Below are 25,939 nucleotides of genomic sequence, written 5' to 3'. Positions count from 1 at the left end.
GTGGCCTCAGGTGTAGTCGTCCCAGGCGGGCATCGGCTCGTCCGCGATCGAGGCCACGAGCCGGTCGAGGTACCAGCGCCACCCGGCCTCGATGTCGCCGGCGGGCACCCCGGCGGTGAGGCGCTGCTCGAACACCAGCGTCGTGCCGGAACCGTGCCCGCTGAGCGTCGCGGCCAGGTGCCAGACGCCGCCGTCGTAGGACGGCATGTCGACGACCAGCCGGTGCGGGGGCGAGCACTCGACGATCTGCACCGTCGCCGGTTCGTCCACCTCGCCGCCGGCGTCGAGTTCACCGGTCGTGGTGAACTCGACCGTGCCGCCGGTGCCCCCGGTCCCCTCGTAGTGGCCGATCCAGCGGGCGAGCCGGTCGGACTCGGTGATCGCGGCCCAGACGTCCTCGATCGGGTCGGCGAACGTGCGGTGCAGCACGATCGTCTCGGTGCCGTCGTCGTTGTGCCGCACTTCACCCGGTTGACCGGTGACCATCGCCGACCTCCTCGTTCGCGCGCCGTCCGCGGCGCAGTTCGGTTTCGAGCGCGTCCAGGCGTTCGGCCGGGGACGGCCTGCGCGCGGGCGTGACCCGGCGCAGCCAGGCGTCGACTTCGGTGAGCGGTGCGCCGACCAGGTGGTACACCCGTTCCTGCCCACGTGCCTCGGACGAGGCCAGCCCGGCCTCGCGCAGCACCCGCAGGTGCCGGCTCACCGCCGGCCGGCTGATCGCGAACCGCGACGCGATCGACCCGGCCGTGGCTCCGCCCTCGCGCAGCACGGTCAGGATCTCGCGGCGGACCGGATCGGCCAGCGCCTCCCAGACGGACACCGCGTTAGCGTAACAGGAGGCTTATATAAGTCCAGTGCTACGGATTGTGCGTCGATCGTCCGGGTATCCGGCGCCGCATGGCGACAGTGCGGCTGCGGCGCAGCGACCTCTCGAAACCCGGCTACACCCGCCGGCGCTCGGGCAAGGGCTTCCGGTACCTGGACGCCGACGGGCGCCCGCTGCCCGCCGAGGAGCGCGAGCGCGTCCAGGCCCTGGTGATCCCGCCGGCCTGGCGTGACGTCTGGATCTCACCCCACCCGAACGGCCACATCCAGGCCGTCGGCACCGACGACGCCGGTCGGCGCCAGTACCGCTACCACGAGGTCTGGCGCGAGAAGCGCGACGAGGCGAAGCACGACCGCGTGCTCGAGGTGGCCCGCCGGCTGCCGAAGCTGCGCCGCACCGTGGCCCGGCACCTGGATCACCGCGAGCTCGACCGGCAGCGTGTCCTCGCGGCCGGGGTGCGGCTGCTCGAACTCGGCCTGTTCCGCATCGGCGGCGAGGTGTACGCGGCCGAGAACGGCAGCTTCGGCCTGACCACGATCCGCAAGAAGCACGTCGCGCTGCGCCGGGGCGCGATCCAGTTCCGCTACCCGGCCAAGAGCGGCATCGAGCGCACGATCGAGGTGCGTGACGACGCGGTGCGCCGGGTGGTGTCGGCGTTGCGGCGCCACCAGGACGACGAGGACGATCTGCTGGCCTACCGCAGCGGCGGGCGCTGGTACGACGTCAAGAGCGAGGACGTCAACGACTACCTGCGTGAGAACGCCGGGGTCACGCTCACCGCGAAGGACTTCCGGACCTGGCACGCGACCGTGCTGATGGCGGTGGAGCTCGCGCTGGCCGGGGACCCGCCGGACGCCGAGCGGGCCCGGAACAAGGTCGTGCGCGCCGCGGTCGAGGAGGTGTCGGACTACCTCGGCAACACCCCGACGGTCGCCCGCGCGTCCTACGTCGACCCGCGGATCATCACCGCCTACGAGCAGGGCCGCTCGATCCGGTCGACGCTGGACCGCCTCGGCTCCGACGAGCCCGACGTGCTGGCCGCGCAACCCGCGGTGGAAACCGCCGTGCTGCGGGTGCTGGGGGCGAAATAGGCTGTCGTCCCGTGGAGCCCGAACGAGTACTGCCGCTGGTCGTCCGCGTCGAGAAGACGGCGCCACCGGCACGCACCGACGCGCTGGAGGCCGCGGCCCGCGCCGTGCTGCTGATGGTGACGACCGACGACCCGGAGTGGCGCGACGCCGTCGACGCCTGGGCCGGCAACCGCATCCGCAAGGTGGTCCGCCGGGCCCGCGGCGCGGAGTGGCGCCGCGCTCTCGCCCTGCCCGGCGTCACGGTGACGTCCGGCTCCGCCGAGGTGCGCGTCTACCCGCCGATCCCGCTCGACGAGTGGCCCCGTGACCTGGCCCGGTTGCAGGTCAGCGGCACCGAGCTCGACGACCCGGCGCCCCCGCCGGCCCCGCCGGACGGCACCCCGCTGGTGCTGCTCGCGCCCGACGTCGAGATGACGGCCGGTAAGGCGATGGCGCAGGCCGGCCACGCCGCCCAGCTCGGCCTGTGGTCGCTCGCGCCGCCGGTGGCCGCGTCCTGGGCCGCGGCCGGCTTCCCGCTCGCGGTGCGCGTCGCCACTGTGCCCCAGTGGGCCGCGGCCGACGGCCCGGTGGTGCACGACGCCGGCTTCACCGAGGTGGCCCCCGGCTCGGCCACCGCCGCGTTCTCCTGGAACTCCGCCGACCGCTCGCTCGCCTAGTCGCGCGGGGTGCCCTCCGACCAGGGGGGCATCTCGTGGGCCTCGATGCGCTGGGCGTTCGCGGCCAGTACCGCCTCGCGGGCGTCGGGTTCGAGCCGGTCGACGTAGAGGATGCCGTTGAGGTGGTCGGTCTCGTGCTGCAGGCAGCGGGCGAAGAGCCCCGTGCCGTCCACCCGGATCGGCCGGCCCTCGATGTCCTGGCCGGTCACCGAGGCCTTCGCCGGGCGGGCGAGCGGGGAGAACTCCAGCGGCACCGAGAGGCAGCCCTCGTCGTCCTTGTCCTCCTCGACGCCCGGCTCCGGCGCCAGCAGCACCGGGTTGACGATCGCCCCGACGTGGTAGAAACCGGTCTCGTCGGGACAGTCGTAGACGAACACCCGCGCGTCCTCGCCGATCTGGTTCGCGGCCAGGCCCACGCCCTCCGCGGCGTCCATGCTCTCCAGCATGTCGGCGACCAGCTGTTTCAGCTCGTCGCCGAACTCCGTGACCTCCTGGCACGGCCGGTGCAGCACCGGGCTGCCGTGCACGGTCACCCGGCGCGGCCGGCCCTCGGGCAGACCGACCTCGGCCGCCCATTCGTCGATGTCGAGTTCATTCGGCACCCCCGCATTATCCCGACCGCGCCGTGAACCTCCGTGTTCACCTCACCGGAACTCACGTGCGCCCCTTGCTCAAGATCTCGGGGATGCGGTTCAGCTGCTCACGCACGTGCGCCCGGCGGGCCCGGTATTTCTCGTCGGCCGTCAGCTCCAGGTACCGCCGCCCGGTCTCCTCCGCCTGGCGCGCGGCTTCCCGGGTCGCCCGGCCCACCTCCACCGAGAAGCGGTGATCGTTGTAGCGGCGGATGAACAGGCTGAACTCCGCCCGGAACTTGACGTACAGCACCCGCACGTCGTCCGGGTGCTCGTGCAGCATCCCGAGCGCGGCTTCGATGGCCTGCTCCTGGCGGCGCCGCTCGATCAGCAGCTCGACGAGATCCAGGTCGACCTCGTACCGGCCGCAGTCGGCGAAGGCCTGTTCCCGGGCGTATCGGAGCAGCTCCTCCGCGCTCCGGTACTGCTGCAGCTGGGCGTGCAGACCGGCCCGGGCCCGTGCGGGTCCGGTCGCGCCGGGCAGCCGTTCGCACCAGTACCGCATCGCGGTGATCGCCGTCTCGAGCTCCGCGCGGTGCCGCGCGCCGAGCTGACGCCCGCGCTTGGTGATCGCCGCGACGCGCAGGAGCGGCGCGGCGTAGAGCGAGGCGGGCGCGTCGAGGACGCGCAGGTGCTCCTCGTCGACGCGGTTGCGTGACCAGGACCGGCCGATACGCCGGTAGCGGTCGTAGTTCTCGGCGTAGTCCGGTTCCCGGTACCGGTCGAGAACCTCGTGCAGCGCGACGTGGGCGCCGACGGTGGCGAGGTCGGCGAACTGCTCCAGGAAGTCCTCCGGCGGTGTCTCCGGCGCGAGCTCCAGCGCCGCCCGCCGGACGAGCTCGTCGTTCGGGTCGAGCACGAGTTCGTCGACGCCGCGCAGGTTGCCGAGCACCGTGCCGGAGTCCGTGGCGAGCGCCCACGCGCGGTCCTCGCGGATCGCGTCGCGGATCCGGCGTTTGAGGACCAGCACCTCGACGAGCAGGTGGACACGCTCGTCCTCCTCGCGCGCCGGCCGGGGATCCCGGGGCCGGTCGGTGACGAGCGCCGCCGCGCGGACCGCGGCCGCCGTCCAGCGCGGATAGCCGTCCAGCAACGGCGGTTGGAGGCGGGGCGGGAGAGCGACGGCGGCGGTGCGGATGTCGGCGTCGGCGCGGTCGAGCACGGCCTGGCGGGCGTCGTCGGTGGCCGACCGGGCCAGCCCGAGGCGCAGCGCCGGATGGCGGCACGAGAGAGAGTGGTTGATCAGCTGGAGCCGCCGGTGGGCGAGCATCGTCCCGAGCCGCACCGTGCTTGCCAACAGCGGCGGCAGGTCGCTCAGATCGTCCGGGACGGAGGTGCCCGCGGCGACGAGCGACGGGGTGCTCAGCGCGTCGGCCAGCGTCCGGTGCACCTCGGCGCGGCGCGCGGCGCGCCGACGGGGATCACCGGCGGCGAGGTCGGTGACGTAGAGCGCCTCGAGCAACGCGGTCCAGGCGCCGCGCGCGGGCACCAGGTCGCCGGCACACGTGTGCGCAACGGCCAGGTTCTGCAGTACCGGCAGGTTGAGCGGCTCGGCCACGCGGAGGCGATTCCACCGCGTGCGCGCCTCGTCGGTGCGGCCCATCCGGTAGTACGTCTCAGCGGCGACGCCCAGCACGTAGCCGCGGAGCAACCGGGTGACCAGGGAACCGGCCGGGTACCGCTCGAGCGAGGAGATGGCGGTGGCCACGTTGTCGTCCACGATCGTGTCCGCGGCCCGCAGCGCCGACGCCAGATCGGTGGGCACACCGTCGGCGGGTACCGGCGTCCGGCCGTAGGGCCGCAGGCGCTCGGCGAGGGCGAGCGCCTCGTCCGACGGCCGGACCGTGAGGTCCGGCTGGTCGGCGCGGAGCCGGGTGACCCGGGACCCGAGCGTGGCCCGGACGATCCGGCGAAGGCTTCCCCGGGCCGACCGGACGTCCCGCAGCCGCACCCGGCAGGCTTCGAGGTGCGACCAGCCGCCGGACGCATCCGGTGTCGGCCGGACCCCGTCCAACTGGGCGAGGAACTCCTCCGAGAGGCGGTCGACCGCCGCGATCGTGTCGTTGAGGACACTCTCGTCGCCGGCCAGCCGGGCGGCGACGTCCGGGGTACTACCGTCGGGAACGGCTCCGCTCTCCGCGGCGATGGCCTTGGCGTGTTTCTTCACATCGGCCTGGAGCGCGGCGAGGTCGTCCGCGATCCGCGTCAGTTCGTCCACCGTGAGCGTCTCCCGGGCCGGGGCCACATCCTCCGTCGCGAGCCGCTCCTTGGCACGCAGCGGCTCGATCGCCGCGATCAGCGCGGCCAGCACGCCGCTCGCGTCCTCCTCGGTGAAGCGGGCCGCCGCGCGGTAGGCGCCCACGCCGGCGAAACGCAGGGGCCTGGTGAGCAGCAGCTGCCGGTGCAGCAGCGCGAGAACCACCTCGGGGATCGTCCCGGCCGCCTGGTGCCGGGCGAGCAGCTCGCCGGCCTTCTCCACCGGTGTCTCCGCGAGCTCGCAGACGCGTTCGACCACCGCCGTCGCGACGTCGGAGTGCGGGATCCGCCCGCGCACCCGTCGGATCGTGGCCACCGGATAGCCGACGGTCAGCCACTGCACGGCGAGGACGGCGAACTCGGTGGTGCCACCCGGTCGACGGCCGGCGTCGTCCGCGACCGCGACCAGGTCGCGCTCCAGCAGGTCCCGGGCCCGGACGGTGGTCGGTCCCGCGACCCGGGCCTCGAACTCGAGGCTGGGCAGGCCCGGCCAGCGGCAACCCTCGTCGCGGATCGTGTCGCTGATCTCGGCGGCCCGCCGCCGCCGGCTGCCGCTGTAGCCGGGTCGGCCGGCCTCCTCGGCGTCCAGCGTGCGTTCCACGATCGTCCGGTGGGCGGCGATCCGGTGGCTGTCCGGCGCCAGCTCGGCGGCGTGGGCGAGCCACACGTCGGCCCGGTCCGGCCGCTGCGTGCGCAGGTACTGCAAGCCCAGGTGATACGGATACCGGGGGTTGTCCGGGTCGGCCGTGTGGGCCCGGCGTAGCCAGGTCAGCGAGTCGGCGGGGTCGGTGTCCGGATGGACGCCCAGCCGGAAGCTCGCCTCGGCGAGCGCATGCAGTTGCTCGCCCCGCAGGACCGTGCCCGCCTCGAACGCGGTCCACAGCGGGTCCGCGTACGCGCGCAGCCGCACCGGGTCGGTCAGCCGGACGGTGCTCATCGCAACTCCGAACGGGCGAGTACGGACGTGTGCTCGGGGCCGGCCAGCGCGACGCGGGTGCCGTCGGGGCTGACGGCGATCGTGCCGGAGTCGGTGGTGAACGCGACCACCCCCCGCACCATCAGTGCGAACGTGTCGTCGGGATACGCGAACACGAAGACGTCGGCCGCGTCGTCGGCGTCGACGAGCCGCGCACCGGGCCGGGTGGAGAACTCCGCCCGGATGGCCAGGCGCCGGTCGAACACGAGCCCGTGCCCGTTCTCCTCCAGCACGACCGAGTGATCGCCGGCCTGGTGGGTGTCCACCGCCCGGCCGGTCCACAAGCGATGTCGCTGCACCTTGTCCACCCGCGGCGAGACCCAGTGCACAGCCCGCTCCCCGACGACGAGCGTGACGTCGCCGTGCCGGTGGATGGCGAGTACGACCGGCTCGACCGGCAGTGGAGCGGCGTCCGTGCTCGCCCGCCTGATCCGCCCGTCCACCGTGGCCACCAGCAGGTGCTCATCCCGGCGGTTGATCGCCTGCACCCCGCCCGCGTACCGGGTATGCGCGGCGACGTCCCGGCCTTCCTCGACGGTCCACACGTCGCCGGTGTAGAGCCCGACGTCGACGTGGTCTCCGGTCACCGCGAGCGCGCCCGCGAGCGTCAGGCGGGGCGCGTCACCGTCCAGCGGTAACTCGACGAGGCGCAGCTCACCGCGCTGGTCGGCGACGAGGAGATGGCGGAAGTGGTCGACGAACGCCGTGAGACCGGCGCCGCGAGCCCACCGGGCCGGCGCGGAGCCGAGACTCCGCCGGGCACGTTCCGCGCCGGTGTCGTCGAACGTGCGGATCGCGCCGTCTCCGATCACCGCGAGGTGGCGTCCGCCGGCGAGGAAGACCGGTCGGCCGGTCGCGGCGATCGACGTGCGACCGGAGGTCCGTGCCACCGATGGTGGTTCGCTGGCGCCGGACCGGACCAGAAACGGCCCGACCTGACCGGGGACACATCCGGGCGCGTAGGCCGTCAGCGTGACCTTGCCGGGCCGGCCGAACGACAGGCCGGGGAACCGGGCGACGCCGCCCGACGACCGGCCGGTCACCGCGCCGACCGGTGTGGGCTCGTCCGGACCGGCCGCGATGGTCACGACGACGTCCGACGTCTCGAGACGTCGCCCGCCGCGATCCACGATCTCGACGTCCGTCGCCGGGAGCGTGTGGTTGACCAGGACGTCGGCGACCGCTTCGGGGAACCGCAGCCAGCGTGCGTCGTCGGCGGCGTCGACCAGGCCGAGACGCCGGACCAGCCGCTCCATCCAGTCCGGTGCCCCGCCGTCCAGCGCCTGGATCGTCCGGAACGCCGACGGCATCGTCGGCACGGCTCCCCGGTCGAGCACGACCGGCACCAGGCGCGTGGTGTCCACCCACTCGCGATCCGGTCCGAACAGGGCCCACTCGGACTCCATGACGCACAGCTTGCTCGCGTAGTAGGAGTCGGAGAAGAGCGCCACCACGTGGCGGCTCTCCTCGATCGCCTGGTTCAGCGTGAACGCCCAGTGCCGACCGGCCTCGCCGGATCCGGCCGGGCCGAAGAACACGGCCGGGGTGACGCCGTCGGCGGTCCGGCGCTGCATCAGCGCGTGGTAGACCTGCCAGGCCCGTCCCTCGTCTTCCGACGCGTAGCTGAGGAAGACGTCCCAGACGGGTACGGTGCCGGTCACCGCGGGCCCCGCAGGTGGGATACCGCCTCGAGACAGAGGCGGTACTCGCTCTCGTGGTCGACGCCCACCAGCAGGAGCAGGATGCGGTCCAGCGACACGTCCGCGCCGAAGTCGTCGTCGTGGCGGTCCGGGTCGTAGGGGAGCGGCGCCAGGTGCTCCAGCAGCCGGGCCCGGTCGAGCGACTGTTCGCGGTCGTCCCGCCGGGAGAGCCGGCGCCGCGCTCGGCCGACCAGATCACCGGTCCGGGAACGAACGGCGTCGGAGGTGGACCGCCACGGCGTCGGCGGCCGTGTCGAGTCGTCGGACGCTGTCGATGAAGGCTCGGGCCGCGCCATCCAGACTCCTCGCTAGAGCGGTCAGTTCGGGCTCGTCGATGCGGTGGACGTGGTCGAGCAGGAGCCGCACGCGGTGCAGGTGGCGGTCGATGCTCTCCGGCCGGGTCGGCACCGGCTCGGCGTCGGCCCCGTCGGGTTCCGGTCCGGTCGGGTCCGGTCCGGTCGGTTCGGTAGCGGGGGGATCGAGGTCGGGTGGGAGGCCCGTCACCCGGGCGCCGGACATCGGCCTGGTCTGGAAGGAGCGGACGTCGACCGCGTCGGGCGGCAGGTCGGGTGGCGGTTCGGTCAGCACGTCGAGAATCTCGGGCAGCAGGACGCCGCGTGCTTTTCCGGCTGCTCGCCGGAGCGGCTCGGTCGCCCCGTCGGCATCGGACGGATCGAGCTCGTAGCGCAGGATTCCCTCGATCATGTCGGCGTCGCCGAGCTCCGGGTCGGCGGCGTGCACGCGTTCGACCCGGCGCCGGAGCTCCGCCCAGTCGGCGGCGGTGAGGCCGTGTCCCCGCGGTCGTTCGTACCGCCATCGGCGGAGCAGCGAATTGAGGTGCAGGAGCGCGGCCTGCGCGGTCAGGGTGGCGGTCCCGGGTGTTCCGAGGTGCGCGAGCAGCAGTTCGAGGTCGCGGTCGACGGCGAGCACCGCGCCGCGCCGCTGAGCCGGCGGGATCCGGTCGATCCGGGTCCAATCGCAGGCCACCAGGGCCAGCTCGGCCTCGACGGGTGAGGCGCCGTCGTGGGCGGCGCGGTCACGGGCGGCGGTGAACCACCGCCGGGCGTCGGCGTCGCGGCCGTCCCGGACCGCCTGGACGCCGGCGGCCAGCAGCACCCGGTCCAACGCCGCCGGAACCTCGATCGGGGGATCGTCACCGGCCGGCGCGTCCAGGGACCGGACCAGGTCGAGGTGGCGGACCGCCGTGTCGGCTTCCCGGCGCCGCCAGCTGTGGCGGGCCCGGACGAGGTGGGAGAGCGCAGCCGTCCGCCTCGTCGGCTCCGAGCCCCGGACCAGGTGCTCGTTGCGCTCGTACAGCGCGCAGACGGTCTCGTGCTCGCCGAGCCGTGCCCGGATCCAGATCTCCAGCGCGGCGGTCGCCTCGTCGTGGCCCTCGTCGGCGGCCAGCTCGCTGATGTCGGCGGCCGCGGCGCTGTACCGGTTGGCGTCGAACCGTCCGAGCATCGCCCGGACGTACGCGCGGGCGTAGCGGGCCCGCGCGAGGCCCCGCCGGTCGGGTCCGCCGGTCAACGCCTGGCCGAGCAGGCGCTCGGCCTGCTCCAGGTTGTCCCGGTGCGGGCTCTCCAGCAGCCGCAGGGCCTGCCCCAACGGCTCGCGCCACCGGCGCGGCGCCAGCACGAGGTAGCGGCGCGCGAGCACCCCGGTGGTGAGGGCCAGCGCCGCGACGAGGACGAGCAGGAAGGGCGTCATGGCGTATCCGGAAGGGTGCGCAGGCGGTACTCGACACCGCGCAGCCGCGCCGCGAGGTCGGCCCGGTCGGCCGCGGTGAGGTCGGGTGCGGCCCGGTCGAGCAGCAGGTGTACCTGGTCGAGCACCGCGCGGGCGGCGGCGCGGCGCGCCTCGGTCAGGTACCGCTCCGCCACGAACAGGCGGAGCCCGGCCCGCGCGGCGGTCGGTAAGTGCGGCTGCTTCAGCGTTTCGTTCAGCAACCGGTTGGCCCGGCCGGGGTGACCTGCGCGGTAGAGGTAGGCCGCCATCGGTTCGGTCGTCTCCAACCGGGGACCCGGGGCGAGCCGGGCGTACAGGGCCCGCGCCGCGTCGGCGATGTCGGTCCGGACGCCGGCGTGATCCGTCGGCGACGCCGCGAGGTCGCGGTCCATCTCGAACAGTAGATGGAGCGGCGCGGCCGAGGTGAGCGGCCCGGTGTCGGTGGCCGTGCGCGACCGCACCAGGAACAGGGCCTGCTCGGGCCGCCCCAGGTGGCGGTGGGCGATCCGCGCGGCGAGCACGAGCAGGAGCGGCGAGGTGTCGTCCACCAGCGCGAGCTGAGCCTGGCTCCAGGCGGCGCGCGGCCCCTGGGACCGCAGGGTGTGCTGCACCGCCACCCAGGAGTCGAACAGCGGGATGCACGCGGTCAACTGGCCGGCCAACGTCCGCGGGTCGACCTCCTCGCGGGCGCGTGGGTGCGCCGCCAGCAGGTCGCGCACCGTCGTGAGCGTACGGCCGACCGGCTCGGTGGCGTCCGCCCAGACCGGTCCGCGTCGGGCACCCGCCTCCGGGTCGCCGATCTGCCCGGCGGCCGCCCGGCGCAGCACGGTCGAGGCGTCGACGCCGGGGTCGTCGACGAAGCTGTCCAGGACCAGGACGGCGAGCGCGTAGACGTCGTCCGCGCGGGTGGCACTGTGGCCGCGGATCAGCTGCGGGGACAGGTGGCGCACGCGGACCGGGTCATCGAGGAGTGCCTCGACCGGCGGTGGGCCGAACTCGGGCACCGCCAGCAGGTACGGGCGACCGTCGGTGGACACGACGACGTCGGCGCCGGTCGGCAGCAACCGGGCGTCGTGCTGTCCCCACCAACCGGGGAGGGCGCGGAACGCCGCCGCGAGGGCCGCCAGCCGGCTCCGCGGCGCGCCGGGGAGTTAGTCAGCGGGGATCAACCGGTAGCACCGCTGTTTGGCCGGCGCGAGATAGACCGTGCCCCACATGCCCGGGCCGGCGTACGTCGCCCCGAGGTCGGTCTCGACGGCCGCCACCGTGCCGGGGCGCTGCTCAGCCGCGAGCTTCGTCATACGCGTCCTCGAGTTCGTCCGCGAGCGGCTCGAGCCGCTCGGGACCGGCACCGGCGTCGACGGCGGCGAGGAAGACCACGTACGCGATGTGCAGCCGCGATCCGGGCTGCGGGTCGCGCTCGAGGAGCCGCTCGGCCCGTCTCGTCGTGCGTGCGTACCGGTCCGGTATTCCGGTCCGGGAGTCCGCGCCCGGCGGCGCCGGTGGGGTGGGTGGCCGGTGCACCGGTGGCGAGAAGATCGGCGGCGGCATCTCCAGCTCCCGGTCTTCCTGGTCGTCGCCGGCCGGCACCGGCGGCTCGACGGGCGGCGTGGGTGGCACGGCCGGGTCGCGCCCTCCGCGCCGGTCCGGTACCAGCGGAGCAGCAGGTCCTGACGGGCTGCGAGTTCGTTCTTCTGACCGATCGCGGTGCTGCGGTCGAACGAGGCGCGGTAGCTCTCGCCGGTGTTCACGTGCACGACCGACACGTCGAGCAGGCCGTCGACCGTGAGCGCGAACGTGACGTCGAAGTCGTGGAACCCCTTCGGCTGCGGATCGACCTCCGGAATTGTCACTACGCCGATCCGCTCGTTGTCCCACACGTACGGTGCCTCGCCTTGGAAGACCTGCACCGTCACCCGGTCGGCCAGGTCCGGGTTGGTGTACCGCCGGGTCTGGCTCGCCGGGATCTTCGAGCTGATGTGGATCAACTTGCTGAACTTGTTCGACTCCTCGTCGTCCGCGGCCGCGATGCCCAACGTGTGTTCGGTGATGAGCGTGAGCCGGGGCCCGCCGAGCGGTGATCCCACCGGCTCCGCGGACTCCGGGAGCCATTCGAGGTCGAACGACGCGGACGGGTCGTACTCGCGCGCCACCTGGGCGGCGCCGCGGGCGACGAGCGTGTCGGGGTTTCCGTCGGCCCGTACGAACGCGTCGTCCTTGCCGAAGTGCTCCAGCAGCAACGGACGAACCCTCGGTACCTTGGTCGAGCCGCCGACCAGGAGCACCGCGTCGAGTTCGTCCCGCCGAACTCCCTTCGCGGCGGCGTACTCCAGTGCTTTCTCGACCTCGACCAGCGTCCGTTCCAGGATCGGAGCGATCAGTCGCTCCAGCGTCGACCGGTCGAGCACGACCGGCGCGTGACCGGGGAGCGCCACGGTCGTGGCCGGCCCGTAGGACAGGTCCCGCTTGGCGCGTTCCGCCGCCGCCCGCAACGGCAGCCGGTCGGGACCGCCGGGATCGAGCCCCCAGCGTTTCCCCAGCCACTCCGCGATCGCCGCGTCGACGTCACCGCCGCCGAGCCGACGGTCGCCCGCGGTCGCGATGACCTCGATCGAGTCGCTCCGGGTCTCGATGATCGAGACGTCGAAGGTGCCGCCGCCGAGGTCGTACACCAGGTACACCTGCCGTCCGGCGTCCGCCCGATCGACGCCGTAACAGATCGCCGCCGCGGTGGGCTCGGCGATCAGCCGGCGCGGATACAGACCGGCCAGCAGCGCCGCCTCGGCCGTCGCCTGCTTCTGCCGCTCGGAGAAGTACGCGGGCACGGTGACCACCGCGTCGTGCACCGGCGCCCCGATGCGTCGTTCGGCGATGTCCTTCATGCGCATCAGGACCAGCGCGCTGACTTCCTGCGGTCGCAGCCATTCCTCGCCGAGACGGACCTGCAGGGGATCGCCGGGCCGGAAGGCCGGGGCGGCGTCGAACCGGTCGAGGGTCTCGGCGGAGAACTCGACGCCCATCTCGCGCTTGATCTCGATCAGGATCTCAAGGTCGGGGTCGGCGGCCGCCATCGCGTCCTTCGCCGCGTGACCGACGGTCACGATGCCGTCGCGGCCGTTGCGGAGCACGACCGACGGGGTGGCGGCTCCGGCGCCGCCGGCGACCGAGCGGTCCGGAATCAGCTCGGGGGTCACGTCGTCGTCGTTGTACGCGGCGACGGCCGAATAGGTGGTTCCGAGGTCGATACCGATGACGCGGTGCAGCGGTTCATCCACGGCGGAATTCCTTGTCTGTGTCCGGCGGTCCGTCGAGCAGACGGGAGTAGGTGAATTCGTCGCTGAAATCCGTCCTGGTCAGATCCGAGATGTGACAGGCGGGCATTCCGTGGTCCGTCAGGAAACGCTCGAGATCACGGCGGAGTGCGTTGATCGCGCGCGCCCGGTCGTCGAAGATCGGCGACCAGGTCGGTTGTATCCGCAACAGGCCCAGCGGCGGATGAAGGCGGTCGTGAGCGGCCCGGGAGTCCGGTCTTTCGAGGTCGAGACCGTTGGCGCTGGCGATCTCGGACGCTGGGGCGCCGTCGGCGGCCAGGCGCGCGGCCAAGCCGGCCGCGGCCTCGCGCACGTCTTCGGCGGTGGCGTCCGGCGCTATTCCGAGCCGGTCGTACGCGGTGTTCCGAGGAAGGGAAAATGGCATGGGAAAGAAACTCATCGCTACCCCCCGAGCGGTGAGAAATGCCGTCCGACGGGCGAGTAGACGGTGTTTGCAATTTAGACCATTCACCGGCCGTGAAGGGGTCGAGTGACAATTGTGAATGGAGTGAGGCCCGCGCCCTCGGTCCGGCCGGCCCGGGGTCGGCGGAAGAGTTCACACCGCCGAAACCCACGGCTAGTCTCATGTCAGGAGACTGAGTCTCCCGCCATGAATCAGGAGATCTCATGACGCTCGACGCGCCCGTAGACCGGAGTGCCGACCTCACGAGCCGCGCCCGCCAGGACGGCGTCCGCTTCCTGCTGGCGTTGTTCGTGGACCTGACCGGAAAGCCCTGTGCCAAGCTCGTGCCGGTCGAGTCGGCCGACACCCTGCAGCACGAGGGCGTCGGGTTCGCCGGGTACGCGGTCGGCGCGATGGGGCAGGAGCCGTCCGATCCCGACATCATGGCCATCCCCGACCTCGCCAGCTACACGCCGGTGCCGTGGGTGCGCGAGGGCCTCGCGCTCGTCCACTGCGACCCCCACGTCGAGGGCAAGCCGTGGCCGTTCGCGCCCCGCGTCATCCTGAAGACGATGCTGGAGCGCACCGACGCGGACCTCTTCGCCGGCGCGGAGGTCGAGTACTTCCTGGTCAACCGCGGCCCGGACGGGACGGTCACCCCGGCCGACGACAAGGACACCGACGCGCGACCGTGTTACGGCGCCCGCGGCCTGACCCGCATGTACGACCACCTCACCGAGGTGTCCACCGCGATGAACGCGCTCGGCTGGGGCAACTACGCCAACGACCACGAGGACGGCAACGGGCAGTTCGAGCAGAACTTCGCCTACGCCGACGCGCTCACCACCGCCGACCGGGTCATCACCGCGCGCTACCTGATCTCGGTGCTGGCCGAGCGGCGGGGGATGACCGCCACGTTCATGCCGAAGCCGTTCGGCGACCGCACCGGGTCGGGTCTGCACCTGCACCTGTCGCTCTGGCGCGGCGGCGACGCGCTCTTCCCTGGCGACGCCGAGCACGGGCTGTCGACGATGGCCCACCAGTTCCTGGCCGGCGTGCTCGACCACGCCCACGCGTTACAGGCCGTGCTGGCCCCGACCGTCAACTCGTACAAGCGCACCGGCGCCACGTCGACGCGCTCGGGCGCCACCTGGTCGCCGCGGCGGCCCAGCTTCGGCGGCAACGACCGCACGCACTACGTCCGCATCCCGGAGGGCGACCGGATCGAACTGCGCGGCGCCGACGGGTCGGCCAACCCGTACCTCGCGCTCGCCGCCACGCTCGCGGCCGGCCTCGACGGCATCGCCCGCTCCGGGCATCCCGGCGAGACCGGCGCCCGCACCCGTCCCGAGCTCCCCCCGACGCTGCTGCACGCGGTCGAGGCCCTGGCCGCCGACCCGGTGGTGTCGGGCGCGCTCGACGCGGCCGGGCCGGGCGTCGCGTCGTACTTCGCCGAGCTCAAGCGGGCCGAGTTCTTCGACTGGCACAGCACCGTCGGCTCCTGGGAGCACGACCGGTACCTCACGGCGTTCTAGGGAGGACCCCATGTGCGGAATCGTCGGGCTGCACCTGCGTGACCCGGGGCTGCACCCCCGGCTCGGTGCGCTGCTCACCGACATGCTCGCCCAGGTCGCCGACCGGGGACCCGACTCGGCCGGGGTCGCGGTCTACGGCGACCGCCGCCGCTGCCCGTCCGGCTACGCGGCGGTGTCGCTCCTCGGCGCCGGACCCGACGTCGGGTCGGTCCACCCGTCGGCGGTGGTGACGCCCGCCGGTGACACGACCGTCGTCGCGGCCCCCCTTCCCACCACGGCGCTGATCGACGCCGTCCGGCGGACCCTCCCGGGTGCGCGGATCGTGGGAGCGGGCACGGACCTCACCGTCTACAAGGGCGTCGGGGCCCCGCGCGCGCTCGCGACGACCTACGACCTGGCCGCCGCCCAGGGCTGGCAGGGGCTGGCGCACACCCGGATGGCGACCGAGTCGGCGGTGACGCCGGAGGGGTGCCATCCGTTCTCGGTGGGGCCGGACCAGTGCCTGGTGCACAACGGCTCGTTCGCCAACCACGCGACGATCCGGCGGGAGCTGCGCGCGTCCGGGGTGGTGTTCGACTCCGAGAACGACTCGGAGGTCGGGGCGCGGTTCGTCGCACACCACCTCGAAAGGGGCGCGGATCTCGAGAAGGCGCTGCGGCTGCTGTGCGAGCGCTTCGACGGGTTCTACACGTTGCTGGTGACCAGCGCGGACGGGTTCGCGGTGGTGCGCGACGCGATCGCCTGCAAGCCCGCGATCATCGCCGAGACCGACGCCTGGGTGGCGATGGCGTCGGAGTTCCGCGCGCTGGAGACGCTGCCCGGCATCTCCTCGGCCCGGATCTACGAGCCCGAACCGGAGGTCGTGTACGCATGGACACGCTGACGTCGGTTCCCACCACGATCGACCTGCGCGCGACGAGCGTCCGGGAGCTGAACGCGGAGTTGCACCGCCCGCGGGCCGCCGCCTACGAGGTGCTGCACCCGCAGGGGGCGCACGCCGTGGCGGCGGGGGTGCACCACCGGATCGCGGTCGACGTCCGCGGGCACGCCGGCTACTACGCGGCGGGCATGAACGACGGCGGCACGATCACCGTGCACGGCTCGGCCGGCACCGGCGTCGCCGAGAACATGATGTCGGGCACCGTGCGGGTGCACGGCGACGCGTCCCAGTCGGCCGGCGCGAGCGGGCACGGCGGGCTGCTGGTGATCGACGGGTCGGCGTCGATGCGCTGCGGGATCTCGATGAAGGGCATCAACATCGTGGTCGGCGGGAACGTCGGCCCGATGTCGGCGTTCATGGCCCAGGCCGGCGCGCTGGTGGTGTGCGGCGACGCCGGCGACGCGCTCGGCGACTCGATCTACGAGGCGCGGCTCTACGTGCGCGGAGCGGTCGGTTCGCTGGGCGCGGACTGCGTGGAGAAGGAGCTGCGCGACGAGCACCGGGCCGAGCTCGCGGGCCTGTTGACCGCCGCCGGGCTCGACCACGACCCGGGCGAGTTCCGGCGCTACGGCTCGGCCCGCGCGCTCTACCACTTCGCCGCCGCCAACACCTACTAGGAGCGCCCGCATGATCGACCCGTCGCTCCGCGAGAGCGCCACCTACGACCGCGCGACGATCGCGGCGATCCAGCGGGCCGCCGAGACCGGGGTGTACGACATCCGCGGCTGGGGCGCGAAACGTCCGCTCCCGCACTTCGACGACCTGGTGTTCCTCGGGGCCTCGATGTCGCGGTACCCGCTCGAGGGCTACCGCGAGCGCTGCGACACCGACGTCGTGCTCGGCGACCGCAACGCGAAGTACCCGCTGCACCTCGACATTCCGATCACGATCGCCGGGATGAGTTTCGGGGCGCTCTCCGCGCCGGCCAAGGAGGCGCTCGGCCGGGGGGCGTCGGCGGTGGGCACGTCGACGACCACCGGCGACGGCGGCATGACCCCGGAGGAGCGGGGCCAGTCGAAACATCTCGTCTATCAGTACCTGCCGTCGCGCTACGGAATGAACCCCGACGATCTCCGGAAAGCCGACGCGATCGAGATCGTGCTCGGACAGGGCGCCAAACCCGGCGGCGGCGGCATGCTGCTGGGGCAGAAGATCTCTCCCCGGGTGGCCGCGATGCGCACGTTGCCGCCGGGCATCGACCAGCGCTCGGCGTGCCGGCACCCCGACTGGACCGGCCCCGACGACCTGGCGATCAAGATCCTCGAGCTGCGCGAGGTCACCGACTGGGAGAAACCGGTCTACGTGAAGGTCGGCGCGTCACGCACCTACTACGACGTGAAGCTCGCGGTGGCCGCCGGCGCCGACGTCGTCGTGGTCGACGGGATGCAGGGCGGCACCGCCGCGACGCAGGAGGTGTTCCTCGAGCACGTCGGCATCCCCACGCTGGCCGCGCTGCCCGAGGCCGTGCAGGCGCTGCAGGAGCTCGGCGTGCACCGGCGGGTGCAGCTGATCGTCTCCGGGGGCATCCGCACCGGCGCCGACGTGGCCAAGGCGCTCGCGCTGGGCGCCGACGCGGTGGCGATCGGCACCGCGGCGCTGATCGCGCTCGGCGACAACGCACCGCGTCACGCCGACGGGTACGCGGCGCTGGGCTCGGCGGCCGGGTTCTACGACGACTACCAGGACGGCCGGGACCCGGCCGGGATCACCACGCAGGACCCGGAGCTGGCGGCCCGGCTGGACCCGGTGGAGGGTGGCCGGCGGTTGGCCAACTACCTGCGGGTGCTGACGATGGAGGCGCAGACGCTCGCCCGGGCCTGCGGGAAGTCCCACGTGCGCAACCTGGAGCCGGAGGACCTGGTGGCGCTCACGATCGAGGCCGCGGCGATGGCCCGGGTGCCCCTGGCCGGGACCTCGTGGGTCCCGGGCCGCTGAGTATCGTGGTCCGGGTGACTGACGAGGGTGCCGCCCGGCCGCCGTCCGACGCGGCGCACGGCCCGGCGGCCCGCGAGGTCGACGAACCGGCGCCCGCCGACGGGCGGCTCGAGCGGGCGATCGGCGCGCAGGTCCGGCGCATCCGGCTGGCCTCCGGGCAGACGCTGGCCGAGATGGCGGTACGCACCGGCATCTCCAAGGCGATGCTGTCCAAGATCGAGAACGCCCAGACGTCGTGCTCGCTCACGACGCTGGCCCGCCTGGCCGACGCGCTCGACACCCCGGTCACCTCGCTGTTCCGCGGCGCCGACGCCGAACGCGAGGCGGTCTACACCCCGGCCGGCGCGGGCGCGCGGATCGTCGCCCGCGGCACCCGCGTCGGGCACGACTACACGCTGCTCGGCGCGCTCCGCGGCCCGCACAAACGCATGGAAGCGCACCTGGTGACGCTCACCGAGCGCAGCGAGCGGTTCCCGCTGTTCCAGCACCCCGGCACCGAGCTGCTGTTCATGCTCGAAGGCGCGATGGTCTACGGGCACGGCGAGTCCAGCTACCGGATGCGCCCCGGCGACGCGTTGCAGCTCGACGGCGAAGGCGCGCACGGACCGCAGGAGCTGCTCGAGCTCCCGATCCGGTTCCTGTCGGTCGTGGCCTACGGCGACGGCGCGCCCGACCCGTCCTGACCGGCGCGGACCGCGTACCGGTGCAGCGTGACGCCCTGCGCGAACGTGCCCTGCTCGAGCAGGTCGAGCTCGATCGGCACGTCGTGCGCGTCGAACAGCGGCCGCCCGGTGCCGAGGATCACCGGGTGGACGAAGAGCAGCAACTCGTCGAGCAGCCCGGCGCGCAGCAACTGGGTGGCGATCGTCGCGCCGCCGACGCCGATCACCCCGTCGGTGCCGGCGCGGAACGCCGCGAGCTGCGCGACCGTGTCGTCCCCGCCGACGATCCGGGTGTCGTGGTCGGCGGCGCGGCGGGTGCGTGAGACCAGCACCTTGGGCGTGGTGGTCCAGATCTCGCCGTACTCACGCATCACGTCCGGAAGCGACTCGTCGTGGCGGGCCGCCGGCCAGAACCGCTCCATCGTCTCGTAGATCACCCGGCCCTGCACCATCGCGGCGAGCGCCCGCGCCCGCGCGTTGAACTCGCGGTGCAGCTCGTCGGTGATGCGCATCCAGTCCCCGCCGCCGTCCTCGCCGGGAGCCCGCTCGATGCGCAGGTCGAGCGAGACGTTCATCCAGTACACGAAGCGACCCGTCATCGCTGCACTGTACGGGTAGGTCCGCGCCGCGGTGGGTAGGTGGCTCGGGTGGTGCTCCCACGGAGGGGAGCGTCCGGAGAGGAGCGTGCCATGACCGGGACCGCGAACGAACCCGCTGATCACTCCCGCAGCGGCGAGGACGTCGCCGCGGCGGTGGGCGCCGCCGAGCACGACAGCGCGCTGCACGAGACCCACACCCATCCGGAGCGGACGAAGAGCGGCGAGTCGCACGTCGAACGCTCGCAGGGCGACCCGGCGATGACGGGGTCCGAGCCCGGGGCCGCCTCCGAGCCCACGGACACCGGGGTCTCGGCCGCGGCCGCGCAGTCGGTGCGGGGGGCGCGCACCAGCGACCGGGTCGCCGCCGACTAGCTCATCGTCTCCCGGCCGGGGCCGCTGGTCCGCAGGGCCTCGATCACGCTCTCGATGTGACGGCGGATCGCCCGCTCGGCCCCACCCGGGCTGCGCGCGCAGATCTCGTCGATGATCGCGAGGTGCTCGGGCAGCGAGACCTGCGGCCGGCCGGGACGCAACGCGAGCCGGAACTGGTGGCGGACGTTCTGCGCCCGCAGCCGCGAGAGCACCTCCGCCGCCACCGGCTGGTCCGCGATCTCCCGGATCCGGTCGTGCAGCCGCTGATTGAGCTGCGAGTACGTTCCGACGTCCCCGGCCGCGACGGCCGTGCGCATCGCGTCGCCGATCCCGCGCAACTCGTCGATGCCGGCGTCGGTGACCCGCTCCGCGGCCTTGGCGGCGCACAGGCCCTCCACGACCATCCGCACCTCGGTGATCTCGATCGCCTCCGCGGTGCTCACCGCACGCACCCGGGCCCCCCGGTTGGCGATCCGCTCGACGAGCCCCTCGTGCGCCAGCATCAGGAGCGCGGTGCGCACGGCCCCCCGGCTGGCCGAGTACCGCTCGGCGATCTCGGCTTCGACGAGCCGCTGCTCCCCGACGAGCTCCCCGGCGAGAATCGCCCCCCGGACGGACGCGGCGACCCGGTCGGCGTCCGCCCGGGCCCCGTCCGCCCCGGTCGTCGCGGGCGGTTCCTCGGCGGGCGACGTCACGGGGCTCTCCGGGGTCTCGGCAACGGTGCCAATCACTTTAGGCAACCGCCCAACACCCCCTTGACAAGTCCACTGCTCCTCCAGATTGTTAACATTATCGTGCACAACCCGGGGAGACACCGTGTCGCGTGCCACCGAACCGACCACCGCGGGCCTCTCGTGAGGACCGTCGTCGTCACCGACGTCCCGCGGCCCCCCGCGCGTGCCCTCGCCGCGCTCGGCACCGTCGGCGTCGCCACCGTGCACGAGGCCCAGGGCCGCACCGGCTACCTCGGCCCCGACCTCGTGGCCCGCCTCCCCGGCGCGCACATCGCGGGCTCGGTCGTCACCGCAGTCTGCTGGCCCGGGGACAACCTGATGATCCACGCGGCGGTCGAGCAGTGCGGGGAGGGCGACGTCCTGGTCGTCACCACCACCTCGCCCTGCCGCGACGGGCTGTTCGGCGAGCTCCTGGCCACCTCGCTGCTCCGGCGGGGAGTGCGTGGCGCGGTGCTCACCACCGGCGTCCGGGACGTCGCCGCGCTCCGGGAGTTGCCGTTCCCGGTCTGGTCGGCGGCGGTCAGCGCCCAGGGCACGGTGAAGGCGACCGCGGGCGCGGTCAACGTCCCGGTCGGCATCGCGGGGACGCTGATCCACCCCGGGGACGCGCTGGTCGCCGACGACGACGGGGTCGTCGTGGTGCCCCGCGACGCGGTCGACGCGGTCGTCGCGGCGTCGGAACAGCGCGAAGCCCGGGAGGACGCCACCCGCGCCGCGTTACGGGCCGGCGAGCTGGGGCTCGACCGCTACCGGCTCCGCCCGCTCCTGGAGAAGCTGGGCGTCGTCTATGAGCGCTACTGACGGGATCCCGTTCCTGCTGATGCGCGGCGGCACGTCCAAGGGCGTCTACTTCCTCGCCGGCGACCTGCCCACCGACCCGGGCGTCCGGGACGACCTGCTGCTGCGGCTGTTCGGATCGCCGGACGAGCGCCAGGTCGACGGCCTCGGCGGCGGGCATCCGCTCACCAGCAAGGCCGCCGTGGTGAGCCCCAGCACCGACGGCGCCGCCGACGTCGACTACCTGTTCCTGCAGGTCGTTCCGGACCGGGCGGCGGTGTCGGCGCGCCAGCCGTGCGGGAACGTCCTGGCCGGCGTCGCGCCGTTCGCGGTCGAGCGGGGACTGGTGGCGGCCGGGCCGGAGACGACGACGGTGCGGATCCGGATGGTGAACACCGGCGGGCTGGCCGTCGCCACCGTGCCCACACCGGGCGGGCGGGTGCGGTACGCGGGCGACGTCGAGGTCGCCGGGGTGCCGTTCCCCGCCGCGGGCGTGACGCTGCGGTTCGCCGACGCCCCCGGCCCGCTGCTGCCCACCGGCCACGAGCGCGACACCCTCGACGACGTACCGGTGACGCTGGTGGACAACGGCATGCCGGTCGTGGTGCTCCCGGCGGAGGCCCTCGGCCTGCGGGGCGACGAGTCCCCGTCCGACCTGGAACGCCACGGCGTGCTCCGGAAACGCCTCGAGCGGCTGCGGGCGGCGGCCGGGCCGCGGATGGGCCTCGGCGACGTCGGCGCGGCCACGGTGCCGAAGCTGGTGCTGGTGTCCCCGCCCCGCGCCGGGGGCACGCTCACGACACGCACGTTCATCCCGCACCGTGTCCACCCCGCGATCGGCGTCCTGATGGGCCTGAGCGTGGCCGCCGCGGTGCGGATGCCCGGGTCGGTGGCGGCCGACGCCGCGGGACCGGCGCCGGACGGACGCCTGCGCCTGGAGCACCCCACCGGCACGTTCGAGGTCGTGAGTACACCCGACGGGCTCGCGGTGGTCAGCAGTGCCCGCCGGATCGCCGACGGTATCGCCTGGCCCAGGGAGGCATAGATGTTCACCGAGCGGATCCGCGACGTGGCCCACGTCGGTTCGGTCGAGCTGTTCACCCCGCTCCCGGACGAGAGCCGGGCGTTCTTCGTCGACCTGATGGGCATGAGCGAGACCGGGCGCCGCGGCGACTCCGTCTACCTGCACGCCTGGGACGACTACGAGCGGTTCACGATCAAGCTCACGGCCCGCGACCGGGCCGGGATCGGCCGCACGTACCTGCGCGCGGCCGGTCCGGAGGCGCTCCGGCGCCGGGCCGCCGAGCTCCCGGGCCGCTGGGTCTCCGACGAGCTGGGCCTCGGCCCGGTCTACCTCACCCAGGACCCGGACGGCCACGACCTCGGCCTGTACTGGGAGACCGAGCGGTTCACGCCGGCGACGCCGCCCGCGTTGAAGAACCAGGCCGACCGGTTCCCCGGGCGCGGCGCCAACGTCCGCCGGCTCGACCACGTCAACTACCTGGCGGCCGACACCCCGGCCTGCGGCCGCTTCCTCGCCGACGGGCTGAAGGCCCGCCCCACCGAGCAGATCGTGGGCGACGACGGGGTGGCGACCGCGATCTGGTACACGGTGTCCGACAAGTCCTACGACCTCGTCTACACCGACGACCGGACCGGGTCGAACGGCCGCCTGCACCACATCGCGCTGGCCACCGACACCCGCGACGACATCCTGCGGGCCGCCGACGTCTGCCTGGACAACGGCGTCCACATCGAGACCGGGCCGCACAAACACGCGATCCAGCAGACGTTCTTCCTCTACGTCTACGAGCCCGGCGGCAACCGCGTCGAGCTGTGCAACGCCGGGGCGCGGCTGGTGCTCGCGCCCGACTGGGAGCTGATCTCGTGGACCCCGGCCGAACGCGCGAAAGGCCAGGCCTGGGGCCTCAAGACGATCGAATCGTTCCATACGCACGGGACGCCGCCGGTCGGGTGAGCCAGGCGGCGACGTCGTCGGCGGTCTGGGGGCGGCTGATGAAGTAGCCCTGGGCGGTGTCGCAGCCCCACTGGCGCAGCATGGCCAGCGACTCGGCGTTCTCCACGCCCTCGGCGACCACCGCCATGCCCAGCGCGTGCGCGAGCTGGATGCTCGAGCGCACGATCGCCGAGGCCCGCTCCTCGGTCTCCAGGTGGGTGACGAACCGCCGGTCCAGTTTCAGCTCACCGGCGACCAGCAGCCGGTGCAGGTGCGCGAGCGTCGAGTGGTCGGTGCCGTAGTCGTCGATCGACACCTTGATGCCGAGCGTGTGCAGCTCGCGGACGGTGTGGTGGGCCGGCTCGGAGTTCTCCATCGCGGTCGTCTCGGTGATCTCCAGCGTCAGCGCGTTCGCCGGGAGGCCGCGTTCGCGCAGGATGCCGACGACGAGGTCGGCGAACCCCGGCGCCTCCAGATCGGCGGCCGACACGTTGACCGCCACCGACAGCTTGAGGTGCTCCCGGCGCCACGCCACGCACTGGTCCATCGCCTGCACGAGCACGTTGCGCGTCAGCTCGGGCATCGCCCCGATCTCCTCGACGATCGGCAGGAACGCGTCCGGGTAGAGCAGGCCGTGGACCGGGTGCTGCCAGCGCACCAGCGCCTCCACCGCGCTCACCGCGTCGGTCTGCAGGTCGAGCTTGGGCTGGTAGTGCAGCACCATGGCCGCCCCGGCCACGTCGCGGCGCAGGTCCTGGGCCAGCTGCAGGTGCCGGCGGGCGGCCTCGTCGTCGTTCGTGCGGTAGAACGCGTGCCCGCCGCCCGCGCGTTTGGCGCAGTACATCGCGATGTCGGCGTGGCGCAGCAGCGTGTCGGCGGACAAGTCGTCGCCGTCGGTGCCGGCGATGCCGATGCTGACGTCGATCTCGATCGGGACCCCGGCGATGTCGAACGGCCGCCGCAGCGAGGCACGCACCCGCTCGGCCAGCCCGACGAGCGCGTCGTCGGCGGAACCGCGGAACGCGCAGACGAGAACGAACTCGTCGCCGCCGAGCCGGGCCAGCAGGTCGCCGTCCCGGGTGACCTCGCGCAGGCGGTCGGCGGCCTGCCGGAGCAGCTCGTCCCCGGCCTGGTGCCCGAACGAGTCGTTGACCTGCTTGAACCGGTCCAGGTCGAGGAGCAGCCCGACGACGGTCCGCTCGTCCGGTGCGGCACGCAGGTCGTCGAAGTACTCGGCGAAGCCGCGCCGGTTGGCCAGGCCGGTGAGCGGGTCCCGGCGCGCCTCCCGCTGCCGGGCCTCGCCGACCGCGGTCAGCTCCCGGAACGACCAGCGGAACCGGGCCAGGACGAGCACGAGCGTGGCGCCGGCGAGCCCGACGGTCGGCAGCGAGAGCTCGACCCGGCTGGCCACCAGCAGCACCACCAGCGCCCCGGCGGCCGCGCACGCGGCCAGCCCGGCGCGCACGCGGGTCGGCCGGGGCGCGTGGTGCTCTCCGGTGCCGCCCAGCCAGGTCGAGGCGCCGATGACGCCGACCGCGATCGCGTACCCCAGGTCGACGTACGAGCCCGGCTGGTAGCTGCCCTGCAGGACGTAACTGGTGTCGGCGACGGTCAGGGCGACGATGCCGGCGGTGAACCCGAGCAGGTCGCGCCGGCCCTTCCAGGTGCCGATCGCGATCTGGCAGCACAGCGTGCCGGCCATCAGCGCGTCGGCGAACGGGTAGGTCAGCGAGACCACACCGGCCACACCGTCGGCGTGGACGCCGCCGGCGAGCAGATCGACGACGACGGTCGAGAGGATCGCCGCCCCGCCCACCCCGGCGATCGCGCCGTCCAGCAGCGTCAACCCGGACGCGGTGCTGATCCGGATGAACCGGATGATGCCCAGGTAGACGAACGGGTAGGCGGTCAGCCAGCAGACGTCGGCCAGGGACGGGAAGCCGAGCGCCGAGCCGTTCCAGGCGGCGGCCGAGGAGTACGCCGACCCGGCGGTGTAGGACGCGAACCCGAACGCGATGAAACCCCAGGACCGCCGCGCCTCCGGCGTCCGCGACGCGCGCTGGATCAGCAGCACCGTCGTGGCCAGGTACACGCTGACCGTGAGCCCGGCGGTGAGCGCCGGCGGGAGCTGGGCCCGCACGTGCGGCAGGCAGGCCAGGGAGCCGTAGCCGAGCACGAGGACGGCGTGCAGCGTCCGGAGCACGCGTACACCGTGCCCCGCCCCGTTGCCGATCGCCGCTCTGTTGGACAACTCGCTGGTCCCCGCGCTCGGTGCGCCGACTCCTCGCCCGCCAGATCGGCAGCGCGGGGGAGAATTCAATGGTTAGGCGCGCGGATAGTCGCCCAGCCCGGCGCAGTAGGCCAGGGAGACCGCGCGGAACGACTCCGGCACGCCGACGCCGGGCGCGCCGCGGAGTGGCTGCTCGCGCACGTGCTGCGGGGACGGGGGAGCTCGACCCGTCGCACCGCCCGGGCGGGCCCGCGACGGGTGCGGGTGTCGATCCCGCTCGCGGAGGCCGGACGAGCATCCGGGACTGCTCGTCGACGACCCGCCCGGTCACCGTGCGCGGCGGGTCGGTCGCGCTCGGTGCGCCAAGCTGTGAGCAGGTTAAACGGACGGTCGGAACTCGCTCTGCGTCTTACTAGGAAGGTTTCCGTTCCCGCTGGTCACGGGCACTCTTCGGGGCATGCGATGGGTGAAGGCGGCACTCCTGTTAGCGGTCAGCGCGGCGCTCGCCGTGGCGAGCTACGTCATGTTGGACAACATCGCCGTTCCGGCGGCGATCGCGATCATCGGCCTGATCGTCGCGTGCATGTCGGTGGCGCTGAGCGGCACCGACGACGGCCCG

The 25,939-nt window shown here is 73.4% G+C and carries 24 protein-coding genes; 11 read left to right on the top strand and 13 right to left on the bottom strand.

The genetic code is table 11. The annotated features are described in order from the left end of the window. Positions 1–6: 6 nt before the first annotated feature. Positions 7–486 carry an SRPBCC domain-containing protein gene (locus ABD437_RS37765; RefSeq protein WP_344653787.1) on the bottom strand — a complete coding sequence of 160 codons (480 nt, stop codon included), beginning with the start codon at positions 484–486 and terminating at the stop codon, positions 7–9. After that, positions 464–820, bottom strand: a complete 357-nt coding sequence (locus ABD437_RS37760) for a metalloregulator ArsR/SmtB family transcription factor (RefSeq protein ID WP_344653786.1) — start codon at positions 818–820, stop codon at positions 464–466. The genes ABD437_RS37765 and ABD437_RS37760 overlap by 23 nt, the downstream gene beginning before the upstream one ends. Before the next feature lie 77 nt (positions 821–897). Here ABD437_RS37760 and ABD437_RS37755 point away from each other — a divergent pair, with 77 nt between their 5' ends. Further along, positions 898–1,917 (top strand): DNA topoisomerase IB, encoded by a 1,020-nt coding sequence (locus ABD437_RS37755; protein ID WP_344653785.1) that lies wholly within the window; start codon positions 898–900, stop codon positions 1,915–1,917. After that, positions 1,914–2,573 carry a peptidyl-tRNA hydrolase gene (locus ABD437_RS37750; protein ID WP_425558337.1) on the top strand — a complete coding sequence of 220 codons (660 nt, stop codon included), beginning with the start codon at positions 1,914–1,916 and terminating at the stop codon, positions 2,571–2,573. The genes ABD437_RS37755 and ABD437_RS37750 overlap by 4 nt, the downstream gene beginning before the upstream one ends. On the opposite strand, the gene def is transcribed toward ABD437_RS37750, so the two are convergent. From def to ABD437_RS37710, 8 genes are all read right to left on the bottom strand, one after another. Further along, on the bottom strand, positions 2,570–3,175 hold the full coding sequence (gene def, locus ABD437_RS37745; protein ID WP_425558333.1) for a peptide deformylase: 606 nt from the start codon (positions 3,173–3,175) through the stop codon (positions 2,570–2,572). The two genes, ABD437_RS37750 and def, sit on opposite strands and share 4 nt — an antisense overlap. A gap of 52 nt (positions 3,176–3,227) precedes the next feature. Further along, complete coding sequence (locus ABD437_RS37740; protein ID WP_344653783.1) at positions 3,228–6,398, bottom strand: hypothetical protein; 3,171 nt, start codon at positions 6,396–6,398, stop codon at positions 3,228–3,230. Continuing rightward, entirely contained in the window at positions 6,395–8,098 is a 1,704-nt protein-coding gene (locus ABD437_RS37735) for a toll/interleukin-1 receptor domain-containing protein (RefSeq protein WP_344653782.1), read from the bottom strand. The genes ABD437_RS37740 and ABD437_RS37735 overlap by 4 nt, the downstream gene beginning before the upstream one ends. Next, positions 8,095–8,433, bottom strand: a complete 339-nt coding sequence (locus ABD437_RS37730; protein WP_344653781.1) for a hypothetical protein — start codon at positions 8,431–8,433, stop codon at positions 8,095–8,097. The genes ABD437_RS37735 and ABD437_RS37730 overlap by 4 nt, the downstream gene beginning before the upstream one ends. Then, on the bottom strand, positions 8,333–9,847 hold the full coding sequence (locus ABD437_RS37725) for a hypothetical protein (RefSeq protein WP_344653780.1): 1,515 nt from the start codon (positions 9,845–9,847) through the stop codon (positions 8,333–8,335). Before ABD437_RS37725 ends, ABD437_RS37730 begins: the two co-directional genes overlap by 101 nt. Continuing rightward, positions 9,844–10,929, bottom strand: coding sequence for a hypothetical protein (locus ABD437_RS37720; RefSeq protein WP_344653779.1), 1,086 nt, complete (start codon positions 10,927–10,929; stop codon positions 9,844–9,846). The genes ABD437_RS37725 and ABD437_RS37720 overlap by 4 nt, the downstream gene beginning before the upstream one ends. Before the next feature lie 87 nt (positions 10,930–11,016). Further along, positions 11,017–13,140: an Hsp70 family protein gene (locus ABD437_RS37715; protein WP_344653778.1), complete on the bottom strand. Its 2,124-nt coding sequence runs from the start codon at positions 13,138–13,140 to the stop codon at positions 11,017–11,019. Next, a complete protein-coding gene (locus ABD437_RS37710) occupies positions 13,133–13,576 on the bottom strand; it encodes a hypothetical protein (RefSeq protein ID WP_344653777.1) in 444 nt (147 codons plus the stop codon). Before ABD437_RS37710 ends, ABD437_RS37715 begins: the two co-directional genes overlap by 8 nt. A gap of 227 nt (positions 13,577–13,803) precedes the next feature. On the opposite strand from ABD437_RS37710, the gene glnT reads away from it, so the two are divergent. From glnT to ABD437_RS37685, 5 genes are read left to right on the top strand one after another with little or no spacing between them, the layout of a single operon-like run. After that, positions 13,804–15,114, top strand: coding sequence for a type III glutamate--ammonia ligase (glnT, locus tag ABD437_RS37705; protein ID WP_344653776.1), 1,311 nt, complete (start codon positions 13,804–13,806; stop codon positions 15,112–15,114). A 10-nt stretch (positions 15,115–15,124) separates the two neighbouring features. Then, positions 15,125–15,997 (top strand): class II glutamine amidotransferase domain-containing protein, encoded by an 873-nt coding sequence (locus ABD437_RS37700; RefSeq protein WP_344653775.1) that lies wholly within the window; start codon positions 15,125–15,127, stop codon positions 15,995–15,997. After that, on the top strand, positions 15,985–16,671 hold the full coding sequence (locus ABD437_RS37695) for a GltB/FmdC/FwdC-like GXGXG domain-containing protein (protein WP_344653774.1): 687 nt from the start codon (positions 15,985–15,987) through the stop codon (positions 16,669–16,671). Before ABD437_RS37700 ends, ABD437_RS37695 begins: the two co-directional genes overlap by 13 nt. 10 nt (positions 16,672–16,681) lie before the next feature. After that, positions 16,682–17,989, top strand: coding sequence for an FMN-binding glutamate synthase family protein (locus ABD437_RS37690; protein ID WP_344653773.1), 1,308 nt, complete (start codon positions 16,682–16,684; stop codon positions 17,987–17,989). Between the two features lie 14 nt (positions 17,990–18,003). Then, positions 18,004–18,672, top strand: coding sequence for a helix-turn-helix domain-containing protein (locus ABD437_RS37685; protein ID WP_344653772.1), 669 nt, complete (start codon positions 18,004–18,006; stop codon positions 18,670–18,672). Here ABD437_RS37685 and ABD437_RS37680 read toward each other — a convergent pair. After that, positions 18,642–19,250, bottom strand: a complete 609-nt coding sequence (locus ABD437_RS37680; RefSeq protein WP_344653771.1) for a dihydrofolate reductase family protein — start codon at positions 19,248–19,250, stop codon at positions 18,642–18,644. The genes ABD437_RS37685 and ABD437_RS37680 overlap by 31 nt on opposite strands. A 90-nt stretch (positions 19,251–19,340) precedes the next feature. Between ABD437_RS37680 and ABD437_RS37675 the strand changes: the two genes are divergently transcribed. Next, the gene (locus tag ABD437_RS37675; protein ID WP_344653770.1) at positions 19,341–19,622 is read left to right on the top strand and encodes a hypothetical protein; all 282 of its coding nucleotides are present in this window, start codon (positions 19,341–19,343) and stop codon (positions 19,620–19,622) included. On the opposite strand, the gene ABD437_RS37670 is transcribed toward ABD437_RS37675, so the two are convergent. Next, a complete protein-coding gene (locus ABD437_RS37670) occupies positions 19,619–20,317 on the bottom strand; it encodes a GntR family transcriptional regulator (RefSeq protein ID WP_344653769.1) in 699 nt (232 codons plus the stop codon). The genes ABD437_RS37675 and ABD437_RS37670 overlap by 4 nt on opposite strands. Positions 20,318–20,476: 159 nt before the next feature. Between ABD437_RS37670 and ABD437_RS37665 the strand changes: the two genes are divergently transcribed. The 3 genes from ABD437_RS37665 to ABD437_RS37655 are packed head-to-tail and all read left to right on the top strand — an operon-like array spanning position 20,477 to position 23,111. Then, the gene (locus ABD437_RS37665) at positions 20,477–21,157 is read left to right on the top strand and encodes a 4-carboxy-4-hydroxy-2-oxoadipate aldolase/oxaloacetate decarboxylase (protein WP_344653768.1); all 681 of its coding nucleotides are present in this window, start codon (positions 20,477–20,479) and stop codon (positions 21,155–21,157) included. Next, the gene (locus ABD437_RS37660; protein ID WP_344653767.1) at positions 21,144–22,178 is read left to right on the top strand and encodes a PrpF domain-containing protein; all 1,035 of its coding nucleotides are present in this window, start codon (positions 21,144–21,146) and stop codon (positions 22,176–22,178) included. The genes ABD437_RS37665 and ABD437_RS37660 overlap by 14 nt, the downstream gene beginning before the upstream one ends. Beyond that, a complete protein-coding gene (locus ABD437_RS37655) occupies positions 22,179–23,111 on the top strand; it encodes a VOC family protein (RefSeq protein ID WP_344653766.1) in 933 nt (310 codons plus the stop codon). It begins immediately after the preceding gene. Here the strand turns inward: ABD437_RS37655 and ABD437_RS37650 are convergent. Further along, on the bottom strand, positions 23,062–25,293 hold the full coding sequence (locus ABD437_RS37650) for a putative bifunctional diguanylate cyclase/phosphodiesterase (protein WP_344653765.1): 2,232 nt from the start codon (positions 25,291–25,293) through the stop codon (positions 23,062–23,064). The genes ABD437_RS37655 and ABD437_RS37650 overlap by 50 nt on opposite strands. Between the last annotated feature and the right edge of the window lie 646 nt (positions 25,294–25,939).

This window comes from Cryptosporangium japonicum (assembly GCF_039524755.1).
In the GTDB taxonomy this organism is placed as follows: Bacteria; Actinomycetota; Actinomycetes; order Mycobacteriales; family Cryptosporangiaceae; genus Cryptosporangium; species Cryptosporangium japonicum.
The sequence above is the reverse complement of the archived record's forward strand: the minus strand, read 5'-3'. Positions and strand labels throughout refer to the sequence as shown.